Annotated in this window: 16 protein-coding genes; 10 read left to right on the plus strand and 6 right to left on the minus strand. The window is 72.2% G+C overall.

The features are described 5' to 3' along the window. Positions 1-31: 31 nt before the first annotated feature. The gene (locus tag MMF94_RS32110) at positions 32-718 is read right to left on the minus strand and encodes an HAD family hydrolase (RefSeq protein WP_241041179.1); all 687 of its coding nucleotides are present in this window, start codon (positions 716-718) and stop codon (positions 32-34) included. A 240-nt stretch (positions 719-958) separates the two neighbouring features. Between MMF94_RS32110 and MMF94_RS32115 the strand changes: the two genes are divergently transcribed. Beyond that, positions 959-2,740 carry a DEAD/DEAH box helicase gene (locus MMF94_RS32115; RefSeq protein WP_241041180.1) on the plus strand — a complete coding sequence of 594 codons (1,782 nt, stop codon included), beginning with the start codon at positions 959-961 and terminating at the stop codon, positions 2,738-2,740. Positions 2,741-3,078: 338 nt separating this feature from the next. Here the strand turns inward: MMF94_RS32115 and MMF94_RS32120 are convergent, their stop codons facing one another. Together MMF94_RS32120 and MMF94_RS32125 are read right to left on the minus strand one after the other, a co-directional pair. Beyond that, a complete protein-coding gene (locus MMF94_RS32120; RefSeq protein ID WP_241041181.1) occupies positions 3,079-4,293 on the minus strand; it encodes an NADP-dependent isocitrate dehydrogenase in 1,215 nt (404 codons plus the stop codon). 36 nt (positions 4,294-4,329) lie between these two features. Next, positions 4,330-5,607 carry a citrate/2-methylcitrate synthase gene (locus MMF94_RS32125; RefSeq protein WP_241041182.1) on the minus strand — a complete coding sequence of 426 codons (1,278 nt, stop codon included), beginning with the start codon at positions 5,605-5,607 and terminating at the stop codon, positions 4,330-4,332. A gap of 153 nt (positions 5,608-5,760) precedes the next feature. On the opposite strand from MMF94_RS32125, the gene MMF94_RS32130 reads away from it, so the two are divergent. From MMF94_RS32130 to ilvD, 7 genes are all read left to right on the plus strand, one after another. Beyond that, positions 5,761-6,834, plus strand: coding sequence for an isocitrate/isopropylmalate dehydrogenase family protein (locus MMF94_RS32130; protein ID WP_241041183.1), 1,074 nt, complete (start codon positions 5,761-5,763; stop codon positions 6,832-6,834). Positions 6,835-6,892: 58 nt separating this feature from the next. Further along, positions 6,893-8,257 carry an MFS transporter gene (locus tag MMF94_RS32135; protein ID WP_241041184.1) on the plus strand — a complete coding sequence of 455 codons (1,365 nt, stop codon included), beginning with the start codon at positions 6,893-6,895 and terminating at the stop codon, positions 8,255-8,257. Continuing rightward, positions 8,254-9,039, plus strand: a complete 786-nt coding sequence (locus tag MMF94_RS32140; RefSeq protein WP_241041185.1) for an MBL fold metallo-hydrolase — start codon at positions 8,254-8,256, stop codon at positions 9,037-9,039. The genes MMF94_RS32135 and MMF94_RS32140 overlap by 4 nt, the downstream gene beginning before the upstream one ends. Continuing rightward, positions 9,039-10,076, plus strand: a complete 1,038-nt coding sequence (locus MMF94_RS32145) for an Ldh family oxidoreductase (protein WP_241041186.1) — start codon at positions 9,039-9,041, stop codon at positions 10,074-10,076. Before MMF94_RS32140 ends, MMF94_RS32145 begins: the two co-directional genes overlap by 1 nt. Next, positions 10,073-10,927, plus strand: coding sequence for an amidohydrolase family protein (locus MMF94_RS32150; RefSeq protein WP_241041187.1), 855 nt, complete (start codon positions 10,073-10,075; stop codon positions 10,925-10,927). Before MMF94_RS32145 ends, MMF94_RS32150 begins: the two co-directional genes overlap by 4 nt. A gap of 92 nt (positions 10,928-11,019) precedes the next feature. Continuing rightward, positions 11,020-12,369 (plus strand): MFS transporter, encoded by a 1,350-nt coding sequence (locus MMF94_RS32155; protein ID WP_241041188.1) that lies wholly within the window; start codon positions 11,020-11,022, stop codon positions 12,367-12,369. Between the two features lie 43 nt (positions 12,370-12,412). After that, positions 12,413-14,095, plus strand: coding sequence for a dihydroxy-acid dehydratase (ilvD, locus tag MMF94_RS32160; protein WP_241041189.1), 1,683 nt, complete (start codon positions 12,413-12,415; stop codon positions 14,093-14,095). Positions 14,096-14,168: 73 nt separating this feature from the next. Here ilvD and MMF94_RS32165 read toward each other — a convergent pair whose 3' ends face one another. Beyond that, positions 14,169-14,867, minus strand: a complete 699-nt coding sequence (locus MMF94_RS32165) for a DsbA family oxidoreductase (protein ID WP_241041190.1) — start codon at positions 14,865-14,867, stop codon at positions 14,169-14,171. Positions 14,868-14,874: 7 nt separating this feature from the next. After that, positions 14,875-16,248: a PLP-dependent cysteine synthase family protein gene (locus MMF94_RS32170; RefSeq protein WP_241041191.1), complete on the minus strand. Its 1,374-nt coding sequence runs from the start codon at positions 16,246-16,248 to the stop codon at positions 14,875-14,877. A gap of 54 nt (positions 16,249-16,302) precedes the next feature. Here MMF94_RS32170 and MMF94_RS32175 point away from each other — a divergent pair, with 54 nt between their 5' ends. Next, on the plus strand, positions 16,303-16,884 hold the full coding sequence (locus MMF94_RS32175; RefSeq protein ID WP_241041192.1) for a class I SAM-dependent methyltransferase: 582 nt from the start codon (positions 16,303-16,305) through the stop codon (positions 16,882-16,884). A 37-nt stretch (positions 16,885-16,921) separates the two neighbouring features. Here MMF94_RS32175 and MMF94_RS32180 read toward each other — a convergent pair whose 3' ends face one another. After that, positions 16,922-17,752: a shikimate dehydrogenase gene (locus MMF94_RS32180; RefSeq protein WP_241041193.1), complete on the minus strand. Its 831-nt coding sequence runs from the start codon at positions 17,750-17,752 to the stop codon at positions 16,922-16,924. Positions 17,753-18,004: 252 nt separating this feature from the next. Between MMF94_RS32180 and MMF94_RS32185 the strand changes: the two genes are divergently transcribed. Beyond that, positions 18,005-18,742: a decaprenylphospho-beta-D-erythro-pentofuranosid-2-ulose 2-reductase gene (locus MMF94_RS32185; protein WP_241041290.1), complete on the plus strand. Its 738-nt coding sequence runs from the start codon at positions 18,005-18,007 to the stop codon at positions 18,740-18,742. The last annotated feature ends 34 nt before the right edge of the window (positions 18,743-18,776 follow it).

The raw sequence follows: 18,776 nt of genomic DNA on the forward strand, positions 1-18,776 counted from the left end.
CACCCGGAAAGCCGGTCACCCGGAAAGCCGGTCAGCCGGCCAGGAGCGCGACGACCTCCTCGACGTCCCCGAGGTCGTCGAGCACGTGGTGGGCGCCTGCGGCGGTGAGGGCCGCCGCAGGCGTCGCGCCGGTGGCCACCCCGACGGCCATCACGCCGGCGGTGAGGGCAGCGGCGACGTCGTGCACGGTGTCACCGATCACCACGACGTCCTCGTCGGCGAACGGCCCGTGCGCGGCCTCGGCCCGCTTCCTGCAACGCCATACGAGCTCGGAGCGCACCGCGTGGTCGTCGCCGTATGCCCCGATGGTGGTGTCGAGGTACTGCTCCAACCCGAACACCCCCACCTTCGCGATCCCGATGGCGGTGATGTTGCCGGTGACGAGCGTCTGCACGACACCGGGACGGGCGTGCAGCGCGGCGAGGACGTCGGCGACGCCGGGCAGCAGCCGTCCCTGCACGCGCATGAGATGGCTGCGCGCATCGAACTCGGACGCGTAGCGCGTGAAGAACCCGTCGATGTGCGGGGTCGCGTCGGGGATGCCGTGCAGTGCGAACAGTTCCGGGGTGATCTCGAGGTCCGTACGGCCGGCGGCGACCAGGGCACCGGCCCACGGCAACCCCGTGACGGCGGTGAAGGCGGCCGCATAGGCCTCGACCCCCACCCCACCGCCGACGAGCAGGGTGCGGTCCACGTCCCACATCAGTAACCGCACCATTCGATCCAACCACCACACTTCCACCGCCCGGCACGCGCCCAGGCGCTGCCGGCGTTCCGTTGGGCGCAGAGCGGGGCGGGTGCGCGGGTTGATCGGGCACCTGGGACTATGTTCAGTCGGTGGCGCGTTGAAGTCCACCAGAGACCGCACCGGCCAGGTAGTTATCGTGCCGCAGGCCCCGCGGGCTCGCCCGCGGGAGTGCCGTTCGCGCTCCCGTTTCACTGCGACGGAAGACGATCTGTGACCCTGCCCCTCGACGGGACCTTGCAAGACAACCAGCCCGACCTCCCCCGATTCTCCGACCTCCCTCTGCGTGCCGAGCTGCTGGCCGCGGTGGAGGAGCTCGGCTACACCCACCCCAGCCCCATCCAGGCGGAGTCCATCGCGCCCCTCGTCGAGGGCCGCGACCTGCTGGGCCAGGCCGCCACCGGCACCGGCAAGACCGCCGCGTTCGCGCTCCCGATGCTCGAGCGGCTTGCCGAACAGCGCCCCGAGCGGGCCCGCGGCGAGGCGCCGTTCGGGCTGATCCTCGCTCCCACACGTGAGCTGGCGCTGCAGGTGTCCGAGGCCGTGAGCCGCTACGGCGCCCGGCTCGGCGCGCGCGTCCTCACCGTGTACGGCGGTGCGCCCGTCGGCCCACAGTGGAAGGCGTTGCAGAACGGCGTCGACGTCGTCGTGGCCACGCCGGGTCGCGCGATCGACCTGATGAACCGTGGCGCGCTGCGCCTGGACGACCTCGAGATCGTCGTGCTCGACGAAGCCGACGAGATGCTCGACATGGGCTTCGTCGAGGACATCGAGACACTGCTCGATGCCACTCCGGACACCCGTCAGGCGGTGCTGTTCTCGGCCACCATGCCGCGGCGCATCGAGATCCTCGCGCAGAAGTACCTGCGCGAACCGGTCACCGTCCGCATCCGTCGCGAGGCCGTGGCCGAGGGCGAGGCGCCCAAGGTGCGCCAGACCGCGTACCTCGTCCCGCGCACCCACACCACCGCCGCGCTCGGGCGCATCCTGGAGGCCGAGCGGCCCGCCGCCGCGATCGTCTTCTGCCGCACCCGCCTGGACGTCGACGCCGTCACCGAGATGCTCACCGCCCGCGGCCTGCGCGCCGAGGCCCTGCACGGCGGCATGGACCAGGAGCACCGCACCCGCGTGGTCGAGCGGCTGCGCAGCGGGCGCACCGAACTGCTGGTCGCCACCGACGTGGCCGCTCGCGGCCTGGACATCGACCTGCTCACGCACGTGGTGAACCACGACGTGCCGCAGTCGTCGGAGGCCTACGTCCACCGGATCGGCCGGGTCGGCCGGGCCGGACGCGAGGGCGTCGCGATCACGCTGGTGCCGCCGTCGAAGGTGCACGCGCTGCGTGCCGTCGAGCGGCTCACCGGCCAGCCCATCGCGTTCGCCGCGGTGCCCACGGCCGCAGACCTGCGGGCCGCCCGCTTGGACCGCACGGCCGCGGCTCTGCGCGAGCGGCTGATCGCCGACCTCGACCCCGACGCCGCCGACCCCGCCGCCACACCCGCCGACCCGGACGGGGTGCGGGCGATGCTGACCGGCCTCACGGCCGAGTTCGACGCCGTCGACGTCGCCGCCGCCGCGGTCCGTCTCATGCAGGAGGCCGCCGGCTCGCCGGAGGACGGCGAGGACATCCCGGTGGTGAGCATGCCGCGCTCCGGTGGACCGCGGGAGTCCCGCGGTCGCGGTGGCGCGGCGGGCACACGCCCGCCGAAGGCCGGCACCACCCGCCTCTTCGTCAACGCGGGCCGCGCCAGCGGCGTCCGGCCGCAGGACATCGTGGGCGCGCTCGCCAACGAGTCCAACCTGTCGGGCCGCGACATCGGCGCGATCCAGATCCACGAGCGGCACGCGCTGGTGGAGATCCCCGAGCACGCCGCGGACGATGTGCTCCGTAGCCTGCGCGGCAGCACCACGCTGAAGGGCCGCAGGGCCAATGTCCGTCGCGACCGCGGGTTCGCCGGGGCCGCCGCCGGCGGCAGCCGCACCCGCCGCGACTGATCCAGCTCACCGACCGGCCGGCGGCGCGGATCTCCGGTCTGCCGGCCGGGCAGTGTCTGAGCCGGGGTTTCGCACGAGCGGCGCCTTGGTTCAACAGGTCTGGACGGGCGGGCCGCTCGCCCGGCGGGGCTGCAGGCCCTGGGTGCACCGCCGGGCCGGCGCGGTTTGTACGAGTGGCGCGTTGGTCCGGTAGGTCTGGACGGGCGGGCCGCTCGTCCGGCCGGGCTCGGGTTCTGCGTGCGCTGTCGGCTCGCGCGCCGATCGCATCAACGGCGCGTTCCTCCGTTAGGGCTGGATCGGCGGGCCGTTCGTCGGCGTGGGGTGCTGCCGCGGGTCGCTCAGGCGAGGGCGCTCCGGAGGTTCTCCGCCACCGTGGCCAGGAACTCCTCCGTGCTCTGGTGCGGCGTGCCCTCGCCGATCAGGCGTGCGAGGTCCTGGGTCATGCGCCCGCCCTCCACGGTGTCGATGACCACGCGCTCGAGCGTCTCGGCGAAGCCGATCAGCGCCGTGTTGCCGTCCAGCTCGCCGCGGTGGGCGAGGCCGCGGGTCCAGGCGTAGATCGACGCGATGGGGTTCGTCGAGACCTGTTCGCCCTGCTGGTAGCGGCGGAAGTGGCGGGTGACGGTGCCGTGGGCGGCCTCGGTCTCGACGGTGCGCCCGTCGGGTGAGACCAGGATCGACGTCATCAGGCCGGGGGAGCCGAAGCCCTGCGCCACGATGTCGGACTGGACGTCGCCGTCGTAGTTCTTGCACGCCCAGACGTAGCCGCCCTCCCATTTCAGGGACGAGGCGACCATGTCGTCGATCAGGCGGTGCTCGTAGGTTATGCCCGCGGCGGCGAAGCGGTCCTTGAACTCGGTGTCGAAGACCTCGTCGAACAGGTCCTTGAAGCGGCCGTCGTAGCGTTCGAGGACGGTGTTCTTCGTGGAGAGGTACACCGGGTAGCCGCGGCCCAGCCCGACGTTCAGGGAGGCGCGCGCGAAGTCGCGGATCGAGGAGTCGAGGTTGTACATCGCGAGCGCCACACCGGCGCCGGGGGCCTGGTAGACCTCGTGCTCGATCGGCGCGGAGCCGTCCTCCGGGGTGAAGGTGACGGTCAGCCTGCCCGGACCCGGGAAGCGGAAGTCCGTGGCGCGGTACTGGTCGCCGAAAGCGTGCCGCCCGATGATGATCGGCTTCGTCCAGCCCGGCACGAGCCGCGGTACAACGGGGACGACGATGGGCTCGCGGAAGATCACCCCCCCGAGGATGTTGCGGATGGTGCCGTTGGGGGAGCGCCACGACTGCTTGAGGCCGAACTCCTCCACGCGCGCCTGGTTCGGTGTGATCGTGGCGCACTTGATGCCGACACCGTGCTTCTTGATCGCCTCGGCTGCCGCCACGGTGGCCTGGTCGTCGGATGCGTCCCGCTCCTTGATGGCCAGGTCGTGGTAGTCGATCGGGAGGGCGAGGTGGGGGAGGATCAGCATGTCCTTGATCCAGTGCCACATCACCCGTGCCATCTCGTCGCCATCGATCTCGACGACCGTGCCGTCGACCGTGATCTTCGCCATTCGGCAGCCTTTCTATTCGTGTCGTGCCGGTCCTGATCAGGTGCGGGAGAGCGGAGCGTGGGGCCCCGGCGTGGCCTCGTACTCCTCCACGGCGTGGGCGATCCAGCCGGCGCAGCGCGCGATGACGAGGACCGCTTCGCCCGCACCCCGTGGCATGCCGTGCACGAAGCACATCGCTCCGAGCGCGAATTCCGCGTTGGGCGCGAGGCCCCGCCGCTCACGCACCGCCGCCACGACGGCCGTGACGATGCGCTGGCGTTCCGGGTCGCCCCGGCTCGCCGCCAGCAGTTCGAGCAGCAGCGCGGCCCGCGGGTCGGGAACGCGGTAGCGGGGCTGGCCGAAGCCCGACACCTTGTCGCCGCGCAGCAACCGGTCCGCGAGCACCCGGGACACCGCGGCCACCGTGTCGATCTCCTCCAGCCAGGCCTGGACCGCCAACGACGACCCGCCGCCCAGGAGCAGGCCGCTGGCAACGCTCATTCCGGCGAGCACCACCGAGTAGGGGTCGGCTGCGCTGGCGGCGGCTTCGCGGGCCGCGCGCGTGGACGGGCCGAGGCCGTGCTCGGCGAGCAGCACGAGCGCCGCCGAGAGCAGGGCCAGCTGAGCCTCGCCGGGCGGGGCAGGAGTGAGCCGGGACCACAGCCGGGTGGCGAGGTCGTCCCCGCTGTCGGTGTCACGGCCGTCGACGTCGCGGCCGTCGGTCGCCTCCGCCGCGGCGAGCAAGGGCAGCGACTCGACGAACGCGGGGGCGAGAGTGCGCGCCGCGGAGAGGACCGCGGGGCGGGACAGGTCATAGCGGAACGGGTCGGCGGCCCCGAGCAGGATCGCGGTGGCCTTCAGACGGTCCAGCGGGAGGCTCGATTCGGGCATCGCCGCCTGTGTGCGCTGGATCGAGCGGCGCAGCCGGGCGTCGAGGCGGTGGAGCCGACCGGGAGCGATGGCGCCGGTCCACAGCAGCTCGGCCACCTCCGCGTACGGGACGGATACCGCGAGCCCGGTGGCGTCCAGGCCGCGGAAGAGCAGCCGATCGTCGGCGATCCAGCCGACGGACGTCCCCGCAGGCGCGCTGCTCGCGGCCTCGGGTAGTCGAAGGTCGAGCGGGAGCGGAACCGCCAGCGGCCGGGCGCCGCGCCGCCGCGCGAACTCCTCGACCTCGGTGCGCGAGAGCCAGCTGCGCCGGTCGTCGGGGAGGCGGCTGCTGCTGAGCTGGCCGCGGCTGATGTAGGCGTAGACGGTGGCCGGCTTGACCCCTAGCAAGCCGGCCGCCTGGGCGATCGAGATGACGTCGCTGCGCGGACCAGCGGAGGTTGACAACAGTGGCCTCCTTCGTCGGTCATAGGTTGATTAATCAATATAGGATTATGCACTCCTCGCCGAGTCGGCTCGCGTTGACACTCGCATGAGCAGGTGCCTACGGTCGACACATCAGCATTACTCAATGTTGATTGTGTTGATTGTGGAGGTTCAATGCCACGGCACGAGGTCGCCGTGATCCGCGGCGACGGCATCGGCCCCGAGCTCGTCGAGGCTGCGCTCACCGTGCTCACCGCGGTGGGGGATCGGGCCGGGCTGGAGTTCGCCCTCACCGAGGTGGACGCGGGGGCGGCCGCCTACCGCCGGACCGGCGCCGCCTGCTCGCCACAGGATCTCGAGCTCATGCGCACCGGCGTGGAGGCGACACTCAAGGGACCGGTCGGCCTCCCCGACGTGCGGCTCCCCGACGGCACCGAGGCGGGGCTGCTGGGTGGCATCCTGCGCGGCGGGCTCGACGCGTACGCCAACGTCCGGCCGGTGCTCGCGCTCCCCGGGATCGAACCGGTCCTCGCCCGTGCCGGGCACATCGACTACGTGCTGGTGCGCGAGAACACCGAGGGCCTCTACGCATCGAGGGGCAAGGGTGTCGGCAACAGGTGGGCGGTGGCCGACACCACGATGACCACCCGCGAGGGAACCCTGCGCGTGTGCCGGCGCGCGTTCGAGATCGCTCGCGCCCGCACGGGCGCCCCGGCCGATGGCGTCCAGCGGGTCACCTGCGTCGACAAGAGCAACGTGCTGCGCAGCCATGCGCTGTTCCGCGAGATCTTCGGCGAGGTCGCCGCCGAGTTCCCGGATATCGCCACCGAGTACCTCTACGCGGATGCCGCGGCTCAGGCGCTCGTCCTGCGGCCGGGGGAGTTCGACGTGCTGGTCATGGAGAACCTCCTCGGTGACGTGCTCAGCGACCTGGGTGGGGCGACCATCGGGGGGATCTCGCTCTGCCCGTCGGGCAACATCGGTGACGGCGCCGCCTACTTCGAGCCCATTCACGGAAGCGCCCCGTCGATCGCCGGTCGGGATCTGGCGAACCCGGTCGGGCAGATCCTCGCCGCCGCGATGATGCTCGACCACCTCGGTCACCAGCGTCCCGCCGCCGATGTACGTGCGGCCGTGACAGCCGCTCTCGCCGCGGGGCAGGCCCGTATCGGCTCCGACGGATCGGCTCGCGGCGGCCCGGGCGCTATCGCCGCCGCCGTGGTCGAACACCTGCCCGATTCGTCCTGACGGGCGCGGCTCTCCCCGCCGCCCCGTCCGCTCCCCGTCCGAAGGAGACGACTCGACGATGAGTTCCCCAGAGCTTGAGTTCACCGGTCGCCGCAGACGACGCATCATTCTCGCCGCGTCGGCCGGGAACTTCGCGGAATGGTACGACTGGGGCGTCTACGGAGTGGTCGCGACGATCATCGCGACGCAGTTCTTCCCACCGGGCGATGCCGTGGTGGGGCTGCTCAGCACCTACGCCGTTTTCGCGCTCGGTTATCTGGCACGGCCGTTCGGCGGGATCGTGTTCGGCCGCATCGGCGACAAGTTCGGGCGGAAACGGGCTCTGTCGCTGACGATCCTGGTGACGTGCGGCGGCACCGCGGCGATGGGGGTGCTCCCCACCTACGCGCAGATCGGGTTGGTGGCCCCGGTGCTGCTGGTGATCTGCCGGATGGCCCAGTCCATGGGCGCGGGCGGTGAGTACGCGAGCGCCATCAGCTTCGTCTACGAGCACAGCCCGCTCGGACACCGGGCCCGCAACGTCGCCCAGCTCGTGGCCACCACGTTCGTCGGCATCATGACCGGCACCGTGCTCGCACGTGTCGCCTCGGCCGTGATGAGTAAGGAGGCCTACAACGCCTACGGCTGGCGGATCCTGTTCTTCGTCGCCGTCCCGCTCGCGGCGTTCGGCTTCTACCTCAGGTCCCGGGTGGAGGAGACGCCGGAGTTCGAGGAGCTGGCCCGCGTGCGCCGCGAGACCGCGTCGGAGGCGTCGCCGGTGCGCTCGACCCTGCGCCGGCAGTGGCCCGCGATGACGGTGCTCCTGGTCTGCACGGCGAGCTATGCGCTGATCAGCACCACCATCACCTCGTACCTCACCACCTTCCTGATCGACGTCAACGGGCTCTCCACCGGCGACGCCTACAACGCGACGATCCTCAGCAACATCGCGGTGATCATCGCGACCCTCGTGATGGGCGTCGTCTGCGACCGGATCGGGCTCCGTCGCACCCTCACGATCGCCGGCGTCGTGGTCGCCGTCGCCGCGGTGCCCGTGCTGGCACTGGCGGCCCACGGTCTCGCGGGTGGGCTCATCGGTGGGTTCCTCATCGGCGCCTGCAAGGGGCTGCTCGCGGTGCCGGCGCTGCTCGCGCTGAGCGCGATCTTCCCCTCGTCGGTCCGGGTGACGGCCGGTGCGCTGGCCTACAACGTCGCCCAGTCCCTGTTCGGCGGCACCGGCCCGTTCATCGGCGTCTGGCTCAACGACACCACCGGCAGCCCCTACGGCTTCGGCGTCTACCTCGCGGTGCTCGCGCTGGTCACCGTCGTCGGGTCCGTCGCGGGCCGCCGGGTGTTCGACCGCCGGTACTCCTCGTCGCGCGACACACTCGACGCGTCGGGCCGCGGTGGTCCGGCGGCACAGCGGATGGCGGACACGGCATGAACAGCGACACCTTCGAGGTCATCGAGATCGTCCAGGGTTTCCCCGGACGCAGCACGCGGCACGGCGGGCTCGGCTGGAGCAGCGTCACGCTCCTGCGCGGGACGGACCGGCTGGTGCTGGTCGACTCGGGGAGCTTCGGGATGCGACCGATGCTCGCGGGGCGCCTGCGTGAGCACGGCGTCGACCCGGCGGAAGTGACCGACGTGCTGCTCAGCCACGCCCACTACGACCACGCGGCCAACTACCTGCTGTTCCCTGAAGCCGCGGTGCACATCGGCGCCGACGAGCTGACCTGGGCGCTGGCCACCGGGGCTGCGTTCATCCCGCTCCCCGAGCTGTACGCCAAGGATCTGGCCGAGAACCCGCGCACCCACCGGATCCAGCCGGGACCGGACGGACGTGCGGAGGTCCTGCCGGGGATCACCGCCGTGGCCGCCCCCGGGCACACGCCGGGCAGCCTCGTGTTCCGGGTGAGCGGTTCCGCCGGCCCCGTCCTGTTCACCGGCGACGCCGCGAAGAACCGTGCCGAGCTGTTGTCCGGCGACGTCGACATGACGCTCGACCGCGATGCCAGCAGGAACACGCTCGCGATCATCCGCGGCCTGTGGCGCGAGCTCCCGGGCACCGTCGTCGTCCCGGGGCACGACGTGCCCATGACCTGGCCGGAGGGGAGCGAGGGCCCGCAGTACGAGGGCGTGCGGGATGCGGGGATCCAGGCGTGGTTCGGCGACGACCTCGAGAGCACCCACGACGTCGACCTGAGCCGCACCGAGGAGACCTGATGAACGAGACCACGATCCTGCCCGTCGACGAGCTCGGAGAGCTGGCCGCGGCCGCCCTCCGGGCGTCCGGTGTACCGGCCGGTGACGCCGCTGAGATCGCGCAGGTGCTGGTGCTGGCCGACCTGTTCGGGATCCGCACCCACGGCGTCCAGCGGATTCCGCAGTACGTCGACCGCGCACGTCTCGGCGGGCTGTCTCCTGCGGCGACGGTCACCGTGGAACGCGTCGCGCCGGCGCTCGCCCGGGTCGACGGGGGCAACGGGATCGGTCCGCTCGTCGGTGCGCGGGCTCTGGCGGCGGCCGTCGAAGGGGCGCGCAACGCGGGCATCGGTGCGGCCTTCGCCCGGCACAGCAACCACTTCGGGCCGGTGATGCCGTACCTGTTCCAGGCCACGGAGCAGGGCTTCGCGGCGATCATCGCCAGCAACGCCACCACGACCATCGCCCCGTCGGGCGGCCGCGAGGCGCGGGTCGGCAACAACCCGCTCGGCATCGGCGTCCCCGCGCCGGGCGGCGAACCCGTCCTGCTGGACATGGCGATGAGCGTGGTCGCCCGGGCCAAGATCCGGCAGGCCGCCAAGGCCGGGGAGAGCATCCCGGCCACGTGGGCGACCGACCGCGAGGGCGCCCCGACCACCGACCCCGCGGCCGCGCTCGACGGCTTCCTGCTCCCGATCGGCGGGTACAAGGGCTACGGGCTGGCGCTGATGGTCGACCTGTTCGCCGGGCTCCTGTCCGGTGCCGCATACCTGGACCACGTCAGCTCCTGGAGCGCCGACCCGGGGCGCGCCCAGGACCTCGGGCACGTGTTCATCCTCATCGACACCGCGCGCCTGATGGGTTCCGGCGACCTGGCCGGACGGATGTCGGACTTCGCCGGAATCCTCCACGACACACCGCCGTCCGACCCTGCCACGCCCGTACGGCTCCCCGGCGAGGCCGAGCTCGCGGCCTATCGCCGGCAGCAGCGCGAGGGCGTCGAGGTGCTGCGCGAGGACGTGGCCGCGCTGCGCGAGATGGCGGCGCGATCGGCGTGACGGCGCCCGCGCCGCCGCCGGGCGCGTTCGACTGCCACACCCACGTCTTCGGGCCCTTCGACCGCTTCCCGCTGGCTGCCGACCGCGCGTACACGCCCGGTCCGGCAGGTGTGGCACAGCTGCGCACCCACCTGGACGCCCTCGGCATCGAGCACGTCGTGCTCGTCCAGCCCAGCCCTTACGGGTCGGACAACTCCTGCCTGGCCGACGCGCTTGCCCGGCTCGGGCCCCGCGCCCGCGGGGTGGCGGTGATCGACCTCGGAGCGACGGATGCCGAGCTGGGCGACCTGCATCGGGCCGGCGTCCGCGGGATCCGGGTCAACCTGCACAGCCGAGGGAACGACCGGCCGATCAGCGACCTGCTGCCCGCCGCCGGTGAGCGCGTCGCACCGCTCGGATGGCACGTGCAGGTGTTCGCCGACGCGGAGACGCTGCTCGACGCGGCCACGACCATCGCCGGGATGCCGGTTCCGGTCGTCATCGACCATCTCGGGTTGCTCCCGGGACCCGGCCGGGCGCTCGACGGGATGTGCGAGCTTCTGGCCGAGCAGCACGTCTGGATCAAGCTGTCCGCGCCCGAACGTGCCACCGGCAGCCCGGACGGTCCCGACGCGGCCGCGGTTGCGCGTGCCCTGCTGGCAGCCGCCCCCGACCGTACGGTGTGGGCGTCGGACTGGCCGCACACCGACGGGCGGGACCGGCGGGATCCGCTCGCCGTCGAACCCTTCCGTGCGGTGGACGACCGGGCGGCTCTCGACCGGCTGTGGCGCTGGTGCGGCGGCGAGCAGGCCTGGCAGGCCGTGCTCGCCGACAACCCGAGGTGCCTCTACGGGAGCTCGATCCCGGGCTGATGCCGGTGCTCGGGCCGCCCGCTCGCGCCCATCGGTTGTCGTTTCCCGGTGGCCGATGTAGGAGTTGACCTTCGCGAGCTCGAGGGGGAGAGATGGCCGAGGTGGACGCCGCGACGGACCGGGTGGTCGAGGGGGCGGTGCGCAAGGCCATGTGGCGGCTGCTGCCCTTCCTCGGCCTGTGCTACCTGCTGAACTACGTGGACCGCGTGAACGTCGGGTTCGCCGCGCTGACGATGAACCCCGACCTCGGGCTCTCCGCAGCCGCGTACGGCCTCGGCGCCGGGCTGTTCTTCATCGGCTACTTCTTCTTCGAGGTGCCCAGCAACGTCATCCTGCACCGCGTCGGCGCCCGCATCTGGATCGCGCGGATCATGATCACGTGGGGCGTGGTCGCGTCCGCCACGGCGTTCGTGCAGGGCGAGATCAGCTTCTACATCGTGCGCTTCCTGCTCGGCATCGCGGAGGCAGGCTTCTTCCCGGGCATCATCCTGTACCTGACCTACTGGTTCCCGCGGGCGCAGCGGGCGAAGGTCACGGCGCTGTTCTTCCTGGCCGTGCCGCTGTCGTCGGTGCTCGGCGCGCCGATCTCCACACTGCTCATCCAGAACGGCGACGGGATGCTCGGGTTCGACGCCGGGTGGCGGTTCATGTTCTTCGTCGAGGGCATCCCGGCGCTGCTCGTGGGCGTGCTGGTCCTCGTGCTGCTGCCGGACCGCCCGAGCAGGGCCCGCTGGCTCTCCGGAGCGGAGCAGCAGGCACTGGAACAGCGGATCGCCGACGAGGACGCCGCCCAGGTGCCGCAGGAGACCGGGCTGCTCGCAGGCCTGCGGGACCGGCGGGTCGTCGCGCTCTCGGTCATCTACTTCGGGGTCGTGTTCGGGCTCTACGTGCTCGCCTTCTTCCTCCCGCAGGTGGTGTCGGACCTGCAGGAACAGTTCGGTGTCCGCTTCTCGCTCGTCGAGATCGGGCTGATCACCGCCGTGCCGTACCTCGTCGCGTCGGTGGTCATGGTGCTGAACGCCCGGCACTCCGATCACACCGGCGAACGGCGGCTGCACGTCGCTGTGCCCGCGTTCCTCGGGGCGGCGGGCGTCGCGGTGGCGCTCTACCTCGACTCTCCCTACCTCGTGATGGCGGCGATGACGCTGTGCGCGGTCGGCGTGTACTCGGCGATTCCCGTGATCTGGCAGCTCCCGAGCGCGTTCCTGACCGGCGTCGGGGCGGCGGCGGGGATTGCGCTGATCAACTCGTTCGGCAACCTGAGCGGCTTCGTCGGCCCGTACCTCACCGGCTGGCTGCAGGACCTCACGGGGAGCTTCCGCGCGGGCATGTTCGTCGTGGCCGCGTTCATGGTGCTGGCCGGGGTGATCGTCCTGCTGGTCGGGCGTGAGAGGAACGAGGGGGCCGCCGGTGCGACCCGCGGGGCGGTGGGGCGAGGATGACGGCGGGAGGGCCGCCACCACCACCGCACGGGAGGACCAACCGATGACCCAGACGTCCGATCTCCAGCCGCGTAGCCGCGATGTCACGCACGGGCTCGAACGCGCGGCCGCGCGCGGGATGCTGCGCGCCGTCGGTATGCGCGACGAGGACTTCTCCAAGCCGCAGATCGGGATCGCCTCGAGCTGGAACGAGATCACGCCCTGCAACCTCTCCCTGCAGCGCCTCGGCGTCGCGTCGAAGGAGGGTGTGCACCGGGCGGGCGGCTTCCCGATGGAGTTCGGCACGATCTCGGTGTCCGACGGCATCTCGATGGGCCACATCGGCATGCACTGGTCGCTCGTGAGCCGCGAGATCATCGCCGACTCCGTCGAGACCGTGGTGCAGGCCGAGCGGCTCGACGGCACGGTGCTGCTCGCCGGGTGCGACAAGAGCCTGCCCGGGATGCTGATGGCGGCAGCGCGGCTCGACCTCGCTGCGGTCTTCGTCTACGCGGGCTCGATTCTCCCCGGCTACGTGAACGGCCGTGAGGTCAACATCGCCGACGCGTTCGAGGCGGTCGGGGCGTGTGCCCGCGGCCTGATCTCCCGCGAGGAGGTCGACGCGATCGAGCGCGCGATCTGCCCTGGCGAGGGCGCCTGCGGCGGGATGTACACGGCCAACACCATGGCGTCGGCCGCCGAGGCGCTCGGGATGGCCCTTCCCGGTTCGGCGAGCCCGCCCGCCGTCGACCGGCGCCGCGACGGGATCGCCCGCGCGTCCGGTGAGGCGGTCGTCGCGATGATCGAGAAGGGCATCACCGCCCGGCAGATCCTCACCCGCGAGGCCTTCGAGAACGCGATCGCCGTGGTGATGGCCTTCGGCGGCTCGACGAACGCGGTGCTGCACCTGCTCGCGATCGCCCACGAGGCAGGCGTCCCGCTGGAGCTCGGCGACTTCAACCGGATCGGCGACCGCGTGCCGCACCTGGCCGACGTCAAGCCGTTCGGAGCGCACGTCATGTCCACGGTCGACCAGGTCGGTGGCGTGCCGGTGGTGATGAAGGCGCTGCTGGAGGCGGGGCTGCTGCACGGCGACGCGCTCACCGTCACCGGCGCAACGCTCGCGGAGAACCTCGCCGCGATCGACCCACCCGACCTCGACGGCACCATCCTGCGGGCCCTCGACAACCCCATCCACCCCACCGGCGGCATCACGATCCTGCGCGGCTCGCTCGCCCCGGAGGGGGCCGTGGTGAAGAGCGCGGGCTTCGACTCGTCGCGGTTCGAGGGCACGGCGCGGGTGTTCGACGGGGAGCAGGGCGCGATGACGGCCGTCGAGGACGGCACGCTCCGGCCCGGCGACGTCGTCGTGATCCGCTACGAAGGTCCGCGCGGAGGCCCGGGCATGCGCGAGATGCTGGCCGTCACCGGTGCGATCAAGGGGGCCGGGCTGGGCAAGGACGTCCTGCTGCTCACCGACGGCCGGTTCTCCGGCGCCACCACCGGGCTCTGCGTGGGGCACGTGGCGCCGGAGGCCACCGACGGCGGCCCGATCGCCTTCGTCCAGGACGGCGACAGGATCGTGCTGGACATGGCGAAGCGCACCCTGGACCTGCTGGTGGACGACGAAGAGCGAGCGCGCCGCCGGGAGACGTGGTCACCCCCCGAGCCCACGCTGCGCACCGGGGTACTGGGCAAATACGCGAAGCTGGTCGGCTCCGCAGCGCAGGGAGCCATCTGCACCTAGTCGCACTGTGGAGCCGTAACGCTGCGACGGGCCGCGTCCCAGCAGCACTACGGCTCCACAACGCGGGGTCTGCTCAGATGGTGCAGGAGCCGTCCGCGCATGCTTCGCCCGCTGCCGGGGTCAGTACCTCTAGCGGGTGGGTCTTTGCCCACGCCGTGTCCAGCACCTCGACCAGCGTCTCGGACGGCTGGGCGCCGGACACCCCGTACGTCCGGTCGATCACGAAGAACGGCACCCCATTGATGCCGAACGCCTGGGCTTGGCGTTCGTCGGCGCGCACCTCGTCGGCGAAACGGTCAGAGGCGAGGACCTCCCGGGCCTCGTCGGCGTCCAGTCCGGCCTCGGCGCCGAGCCGCACCAGCGTCTCGGGGTCGCCGATGCGCTCGCCCTCGGTGAGGTAGGCGCGGAACAGGCGCTCCTTCACGGCGTCCTGGACGCCGCGCTCCGCGCCGAGGTGGATCAGCCGGTGGGCGTCGAAGGTGTTGCCGCTGCGGGCGTGCTCGAAGTGGAACTCCCAGCCGTCCGCCGCGGCGGTCTCCGTCATCTGGCGGTGCATCCCGTCGGCCTGCTCCCGCGAGACGCCGTACTTCGACGCCAGGTGCTCGGCCAGGTCGCCCTCGCGCTCCTGCGGTGCGCCCGGGTCGAGCTCGAAGCTCCGCCAGGTGACCTCGACCTCGTCGCGGTGCGCGAACTGCGCGAGCGCCTTCTCGAATCGGCGCTTACCGATCGCACACCACGGACAGACGACGTCCGACCAGATCTCCACCTTCATGCCCGGGTCAACCAGACGTGGCGGACGCTTGTTCCAGTACGTCCCGCGCGACGAGGGTGATCGCCCGGCCGTCGACGAGCACCAGTACCGGGCCGTCCCCGTCCAGTCGTGCCCTGGCGTCCACGAGGTTCTCACCGGCGCCGACCAAGGCGGGTGCGGGTCCCGCGTGGGTGGCCACGTCGTCGCCGGCGCGGGCGGGGTCGGCGGCCACGAGCGTGCGCAGCTGGGCGGCCTCGACCACACCGAGCACCTCTGGTGCGGAGCGCGTCGGCGCGTCGGACTCGCGCGCGACGACGACGGCGACGAGGCCCTCGGGGTGCGCATCGAGGACGGCCGCGACGGTGTGGCCCGCGTGCGCGACGGCGAGGCCCCGCTGCGGCACGACGTCGCGTACGAACGGACCCTGCGGGGCGTCCAGGAATCCCAGGTGTGTCATCCAGTCGTCGTCGAAGTACTTGGACAGGTAGTTGCGTCCGGAGTCGGGCAGGATCGCCACGACCAGGTGCTCGGGTCCCAGCTCAGCCGCCACCCGCAGCGCCGCGGCCACCGCCGTGCCGGCCGAGCCGCCGACGAGCAGCCCCTCCTCGCGCGCGAGCCTGCGCGCCACCATCAGCGACTCCCGGTCGGGGATGCGCTCGAACCTGTCGAGTACGCCCTGGTCGTAGGCGGTGGGCCACACGTCCACCGAGCTGGCGGGGTGCAGGTAGTGGCCGATGCTCTCCACGAAGTACGGGCTGCCGTCGCCCCCGGAGTACACCGAGGTTGCAGGGTCCGCGCCGATCACCGTGACCCCGTGCTGCTTGAGGTAGCGCCCGGTGCCGCTGATCGTGCCGCCGGTGCCCACACCCGCCACGAGGTGCGTGACCCGCCCGCCGGTCTGCTCCCAGATCTCCGGGCCGGTGGTCAGCTCGTGGATCCGCGGGTTGGCCGGGTTGTCGTACTGGTTGGCGTGCCACCCACCGGGCGTCTCCTCGGCGATGCGCCGCGCCATGTTGTTGACGTGGTCGGGGTGGTCGCGCGGCACCTTGCCGCTGGTCTGCACGACCTGCGCGCCGTACGCCCGCAGCAGTGCCACCTTCTCCCGCGCGATCGTGTCGGGAGTCACCACGATCGTCCGGTACCCGCGCTGGGCGGCCACCATGGCGAGCCCGACACCGGTGTTGCCCGACGTTCCCTCGACGATCACGCCGCCGGGCCGTAGGTCGCCGAGGCGCTCGGCCTCGCGGACCATGGCCAGCGCGGCCCGGTCCTTGACGCTGCCGCCGGGGTTGGCGAACTCGACCTTGACGTAGACAGCGGCCGGGAGCCCCTCGGTGATCCGGTTGAGCCGGAACAGAGGGGTGTCGCCGACGGCGTCGAGTACGGACTCGTGAACGCTCACGATGGCCGATTGTCCCTCCGGATGGACTCCGCGGGCCGCCGTAGCCTGGAAAAGGTGAGTCAACTTCCCGGGGACTGGGACCAATGGCGTAAGCAGGTCGACCTCGACCGCTATGACGATCGCTGGCAACGGATGGCCGCTGCAGGGGAGAACCCGCACGGCGAGGCAGACCTGATCGCGTCCTTCGAGCCGACGTCCGTGCTGGACGGTGGCTGCGGCACGGGCCGCGTCGGCATCGAGCTCGCGCGCCGCGGGATCGCGGTGCTGGGCGTGGACGTCGACGAGGACATGATCGCCGCCGCGCGGGCCAAGGCGCCCGACCTGGAATGGGTGGCGAGTGACCTCGGCGCGCTGGCGCGACCGGAGCGGTTCGACGTGGTCGCCCTGGCCGGCAACGTCATCCCGTACGTCGCGGCCGGTGGCCATGCGGACGCGGTGCGGGCTTGCGCCCAGCACCTGCGGACGGGCGGACGGCTCGTCGCGGGTTTCCAGCTCCAGGACGGGTGGCCTACGCTCGCCGACTACGACGGCTGGTGTGAGGCGGCCGGCCTGGAGCTGGACGAACGGTTCGCGACGTGGGACCGGGAACCGTACGCGGAAGGGAACTACGCGGTGTCGGTGCACCGGCGCCGCTGAGCGCCGACCCGCCGAGAAGTTCGATGGGTCCTGTTCGTCAGGTTCGGACGGCGACCGCTGCGTCCAGGGCCGCGCGCATCTGGTCCACCGGCCCGGGGTGGCCGGTCATCAGCTCCACCTGGGCGACGGCCTGGTGCAGCAGCATCTCCAGCCCGCTCACGACGTGCGCTCCGGCGGCTGCGGCGGTGGCAGCGAACACTGTGGGCCAGGGCGCGTAGACCACGTCCAGCAGCACGGTGCCCGCGCCTGCCCCGGCGAGGTTGTCGGCGGCTCCGGCCGGCAGTGTGGAGATCACGACGTCGGCGCCGGTGATCGCGGCGCTCGTCAGGGCCGGGTCGGCCAGCGTGGCGCTGATGGCGGGGGACACCCCGATCCGTTCGGCTGCGGCGCGCAGCTCGCCCGTCCTCTCGAGGGAGCGCACGAGCACGTCCACCTCGGGGATTCCCAGTTCACGCAGCGCGGCGAGCGCGGCCTGGGCCGTGCCGCCCGCGCCCAGCACCACGGCCCGCCGGGCAGGCCCCACCTCGCCCACACCCGCTCCGCGCAGAGCGGCGACGAGTCCGGCCACGTCGGTGTTGTCGGCGAACCGGCGGCCCTCGCGCAGGACGAGGGTGTTGGCGGCGCCGGTGGCCGAGGCCAGTGGCGAGACCTCGCCGGCGACCTCCAGGGCCACCCGCTTGAGCGGCATCGTCAGGGACAGCCCGGCCCACTCGCCGTCGAGACCGGCGACGAAGCCCTCCAGTCCGGCCTCGTCGCATTCGTGCAGCTCGTAGTGCCAGTCGTCCAGCCCCAGTGCGGCGTAGGCGGCGGTGTGCAGCACGGGCGACAGCGAGTGGGCGACCGGAGAGCCGAGGACGGCGGCGCGCATCGGACCAGTATCTGGCAGCCGCCGGCCGGGGACCACGCGGGTCGACCGTTCCCGGCGCGCCGGGCCGCTGCCTCCGGGCGAATTCGGTCACGGGACGAGAGTCGCCGGCCGCCGGCATCTCCTCGGCGATGAGGGACGGCGACCCGGACAGCCGCTCCAACCTGCCGGGGGGATCGGAGCCGAAGGGGCGTTTCGGGCATTCGTCAACGCTGGATCGGCGCTGTCGCGGCGATATGTCAGGCTGCGCCGATGATGGGGGAGACGATTCTCGTCCTCGGGGGACGGAGCGAAATCGGACTGGCCGTGGCGCGCAGGCTCGCGCCCGAATCGACGGTCGTGCTGGCCGCGCGCCGAAGCGCGGACCTCGACGCCGAGGAGAAGTCGCTGCTCGATGCCGGGGCCGCCGCGGTGGACCGGGTCGAGTTCGACGCCGACGACCTGGCGTCGCACCGTGCGGTGCTGCTCGACGTCGTGCGCCGCCACCACAGGATCGACACCGTGGTGGTCGCGTTCGGCGTGCTCGGCGACCAGGCGCGCGCGGAGCTCGACCCGGATCACGCGGTGGAGATCGTGCACACCGACTACGTGGCGCACGTCGCCGTGCTCACGCAGCTCGCGGCCGTGATGCGCACGCAGGGGAAGGGCACGCTCGTCGTCTTCTCGTCGGTCGCCGGCGCGCGGGTCCGCCGCGCCAACTACGTCTACGGCTCGGCAAAAGCAGGCCTGGACGGGTTCGCGAGCGGGCTGTCCGACGCGCTGCACGGCAGCGGCGTGCGGCTGCTGCTGGTGCGGCCGGGGTTCGTGGTGGGGCGGATGACGGAGGGGATGGCGCCGGCCCCGTTCTCGTCCACACCGGACCAGGTCGCGGACGCGACGGTGCGTGCGCTGCGCCGCGGCCGGGGCGAGGTGTGGGTGCCGGCTGTGCTGCGGCCGATCTTCGCAGTTCTGCGGCACGCACCTCGCGCGCTGTGGCGGCGTATGCCCCGCTGAACGGACGTAGGGCGGGCGCCCGGCGGCTGCGGTC

Source organism: Pseudonocardia alaniniphila (assembly GCF_022524485.1).
Lineage (GTDB): Bacteria > Actinomycetota > Actinomycetes > Mycobacteriales > Pseudonocardiaceae > Pseudonocardia > Pseudonocardia alaniniphila.

Excerpts from the sequence above, each read along its gene's own strand:
- MMF94_RS32135 (WP_241041184.1), top strand. The coding sequence starts at position 6,893 with ATGAGTTCCCCAGAGCTTGAGTTCACCGGTCGCCGCAGACGACGCATC.
- MMF94_RS32145 (WP_241041186.1), top strand. The coding sequence starts at position 9,039 with ATGAACGAGACCACGATCCTGCCCGTCGACGAGCTCGGAGAGCTGGCC.
- ilvD (WP_241041189.1), top strand. The coding sequence starts at position 12,413 with ATGACCCAGACGTCCGATCTCCAGCCGCGTAGCCGCGATGTCACGCAC.
- MMF94_RS32155 (WP_241041188.1), top strand. The coding sequence starts at position 11,020 with ATGGCCGAGGTGGACGCCGCGACGGACCGGGTGGTCGAGGGGGCGGTG.
- MMF94_RS32130 (WP_241041183.1), top strand. The coding sequence starts at position 5,761 with ATGCCACGGCACGAGGTCGCCGTGATCCGCGGCGACGGCATCGGCCCC.
- MMF94_RS32185 (WP_241041290.1), top strand. The coding sequence starts at position 18,005 with ATGGGGGAGACGATTCTCGTCCTCGGGGGACGGAGCGAAATCGGACTG.
- MMF94_RS32140 (WP_241041185.1), top strand. The coding sequence starts at position 8,254 with ATGAACAGCGACACCTTCGAGGTCATCGAGATCGTCCAGGGTTTCCCC.
- MMF94_RS32180 (WP_241041193.1), bottom strand. The coding sequence starts at position 17,752 with ATGCGCGCCGCCGTCCTCGGCTCTCCGGTCGCCCACTCGCTGTCGCCC.
- MMF94_RS32120 (WP_241041181.1), bottom strand. The coding sequence starts at position 4,293 with ATGGCGAAGATCACGGTCGACGGCACGGTCGTCGAGATCGATGGCGAC.
- MMF94_RS32165 (WP_241041190.1), bottom strand. The coding sequence starts at position 14,867 with ATGAAGGTGGAGATCTGGTCGGACGTCGTCTGTCCGTGGTGTGCGATC.
- MMF94_RS32110 (WP_241041179.1), bottom strand. The coding sequence starts at position 718 with ATGGTGCGGTTACTGATGTGGGACGTGGACCGCACCCTGCTCGTCGGC.